Source organism: Flavobacterium caeni, assembly GCF_900101895.1.
Taxonomy (GTDB): domain Bacteria; phylum Bacteroidota; class Bacteroidia; order Flavobacteriales; family Flavobacteriaceae; genus Flavobacterium; species Flavobacterium caeni.
The window spans coordinates 1-1,453 of record NZ_FMVF01000030.1 but is presented as its reverse complement, the minus strand read 5'-3'; the positions used below and the strand labels follow the sequence as shown (position 1 = coordinate 1,453).

At 37.7% G+C, this 1,453-nt stretch carries 3 protein-coding genes; all 3 read left to right on the top strand.

Annotated elements, in window-relative coordinates:
• Positions 1–337 precede the first annotated feature (337 nt).
• Positions 338–475 (top strand): hypothetical protein, encoded by a 138-nt coding sequence (locus BLP55_RS17100; RefSeq protein ID WP_170826896.1) that lies wholly within the window; start codon positions 338–340, stop codon positions 473–475.
• Between the two features lie 6 nt (positions 476–481).
• Positions 482–955, top strand: a complete 474-nt coding sequence (locus BLP55_RS15765) for a hypothetical protein (protein WP_091147022.1) — start codon at positions 482–484, stop codon at positions 953–955.
• Positions 956–1,160: 205 nt separating this feature from the next.
• Positions 1,161–1,453, top strand: a 293-nt coding sequence (locus BLP55_RS15760; RefSeq protein WP_139149717.1) for a helix-turn-helix domain-containing protein, incomplete at its 3' end; no start/stop codon positions are given.

Genomic DNA, 1,453 nt, shown 5'->3' with positions numbered 1-1,453 from the left:
CAATAATGGAAAACAAGTCAATTTTTTAAGTTCGCTACCGGAAGCTTTAAAAAAAATATCTTCATAACAATACACGACGCCCAACCGCCGTTTCAAGCCATTGCGGGGATTTCGGTAGCCGGAAGTTGTTGTTTCACGAAGAAATATTATCTTCGGCAGAGAGAACTCAGTCCGCTTTGATCCGCAACGGCGTGAAGCGGCCTAACGTTAGCCAACATTGAGAAAAAACGCACGAAACGAAATGCTATCAATTTTTGCTATTGAAATCTTTTTTAATCATAAGAAAATACAATTGAAAAAATAATGATAAAGTATTGTTGCAACTTACTTTTGTAATATGAAAACTTCAACACTACATATCGAACAACCTTCTAAAGGACTTTTGCAATTAGTTCGTGAAATACAAGCTGATAAAGAAGCTCGCCAAAAAGATATGAAAGCCAATTGGAATAAATATTTCCCTAAAAAGAAATAAAATTCTATGGCTGTTAATGTAGATATTCCTTATTCTACAAACGAAGGGATAGATTACCTAATTAGATTTACTGTTTTCCCCGAAGAGAAATTGCCTGAAGGAATTCATATTCCTGTTGTTGACATTGTTATCGAAACTAATGCAGAAGTAAATGACATAAAAAATACCGCATTTTCATTAATAAAAATCACGCAGATTATCAGTAATTATGCATTGGAGCATGATGCAATTTATTATTGTTATTGCAGCAGTAATCCAATTAAAAGATCGGAGAAGAAAGCAGACCTTACTCACCAAGAATATCGGAGTATACTATTTTGTAAATTGTTTGAAAAGAATAATAATCCCGATTTTGTAAACAGAACGGTTATCATCAATGACCCTGAGCAAGGAAATCATTATATCCATTTAATTTCAAGGTTAAAAAACAATGATATGATTAACTTAATTTCGGAAACATTAAATACTTTCGATAAGTAAATCAACGTCGGCTAACCGCCGCTAAGACGCCATTGCCGAGATTTTCGTGGCCGGAAGTTGCGGTTTCACGAAGAAACATTTATCTTGGCAGAGAGAACTAAGCTCGCTTTGATCGGCAACGGCGCTTAGCGGCCTAACGTTATGCTCGCGCCCTGGGCCGATTCAGAAAACTAACGCAACACTTTTAATCTTAAATTAGTGTTGTATGAAAACAAAATATTCCCGTCTAAACATGCAGGAAAGGATCCAGATCGAGAAGCATTTCGATAACGGACTTTCCGCCTCATCGATTGCGATTCTGCTCGGCAGGAACAAGTCTACCGTCAGCCGCGAGCTGAAAAAGACCAGGTACAAATCTTATTCATCTTATCACGCGCAATTGGCGGCGGCCAGGGTGTGTATGGAGAAAAATTACGGACGATCCAAGATCAAGGACAATAAGCGACTCTATGGATTTGTGGTGGCCCATTTGAGAAAAAAATGGTCGCCCGAACAAAT

Coding starts and splice junctions, on each gene's coding strand:
- BLP55_RS15765 (WP_091147022.1), top strand. CDS start 482: ATGGCTGTTAATGTAGATATTCCTTATTCTACAAACGAAGGGATAGAT.
- BLP55_RS17100 (WP_170826896.1), top strand. CDS start 338: ATGAAAACTTCAACACTACATATCGAACAACCTTCTAAAGGACTTTTG.